This is a genomic window from Pseudoalteromonas rubra (assembly GCF_005887115.1).
Classification (GTDB): Bacteria; Pseudomonadota; Gammaproteobacteria; order Enterobacterales; family Alteromonadaceae; genus Pseudoalteromonas; species Pseudoalteromonas rubra_F.
On sequence record NZ_PNCJ01000174.1, the window covers coordinates 1 to 433 of the forward strand.

The 433-nt window shown below is 48.5% G+C and carries 1 protein-coding gene; it reads left to right on the top strand.

Annotated elements, in window-relative coordinates:
- The coding region (locus CWB98_RS23635; protein WP_138546990.1) for an SDR family NAD(P)-dependent oxidoreductase at positions 1–433 on the top strand (433 nt) is incomplete at both ends.

Genomic DNA, 433 nt, shown 5'->3' on the forward strand with positions numbered 1-433 from the left:
GCTGACACGTTAGCGGCCATTAAAGCTGATTTCGGCGATCTTGATGTGCTTGTTAATAATGCCGGTATCACCCGCGATAACCTCTTAATGCGCATGAAAGACGATGAGTGGCAGGACATTATCGACACCAACTTGTCGGCTATTTATCGTTTATCGAAAGCGGTGTTGCGGCCAATGATGAAGAAAAAGTCAGGGCGTATTATTAACATCGGCTCGGTTGTCGGCACCATGGGTAATGCTGGGCAAGCAAACTATGCCGCTGCCAAAGCGGGTGTTATCGGTTTTTCAAAATCCTTGGCCCGTGAAGTGGCTTCGCGCGGTATTACTGTAAACGTTGTGGCTCCAGGTTTTATTCAAACAGATATGACTGATGAGCTGACTGATGAGCAAAAAGCGGCTACGCTTGCCAATGTACCGGCAGGACGTTTGGGAC